The sequence below is a fragment of the Vibrio minamisatsumaniensis genome (assembly GCF_050337445.1).
Taxonomy (GTDB): Bacteria; Pseudomonadota; Gammaproteobacteria; order Enterobacterales; family Vibrionaceae; genus Vibrio; species Vibrio artabrorum.
In genome coordinates this window covers 1-616 of record NZ_JAKJSY010000192.1, presented here as the reverse complement: position 1 = coordinate 616, position 616 = coordinate 1, and the positions used below count along the sequence as shown (strand labels likewise).

Below are 616 nucleotides of genomic sequence, written 5' to 3'. Positions count from 1 at the left end.
GTATATTATAATCATTATTCCTTTGAAGTTTAAACAACAACTAAAAGGAAATTAAAATGATTGAATACTTAACAATACCACACGAAATTATGAATAGAAAAAACCCACTACATTACGCATTATTTGACTATAAAAACAACTCTGAAATGAAGTTGTTTATTACAATACTCGCATATGCAACAATGATTTATAGAAACACAAAAAAAGAAGCAGATCATAACTTTAATATAAAAGGTTTACTTGGTGAAAGTAGTATTTTAAACAGAAGAGATTTATCAGTAAGTAAAATAATAAGTTTCATTAACGAATTAAAAAGTCCTTTTTTCCATGAAATAAAGACACTTGGTAATGAAATTCATTTCAAACTTTCAAAACAATACAAGAGAAACGTAAAAGATTCTGGGTTTAATAGACTTGAAATATCTGATTTAAAAACCATCTCTGATGTTAGAACTGTAAAGTTGTTCATTCTGACAAAAATAAAACCAAGTGGCTACTTTGACTTACATTATTTATTTAAGGTTTTAGATTTAAACACAATAAAAAGAAGAGATAATAAAATAGCGAAAATAAAAAAATCATTTAAATCAATAAATGTTGAAGCTGAATATAAACA

1 protein-coding gene is annotated in these 616 nt (G+C 24.7%); it reads left to right on the top strand.

Features of this window, described 5'->3' with window-relative positions; genetic code table 11:
• Positions 1-56: 56 nt before the first annotated feature.
• A partial coding sequence (locus L4B77_RS20250) for a hypothetical protein (RefSeq protein WP_429752638.1) occupies positions 57-616 on the top strand: 560 nt, incomplete at its 3' end.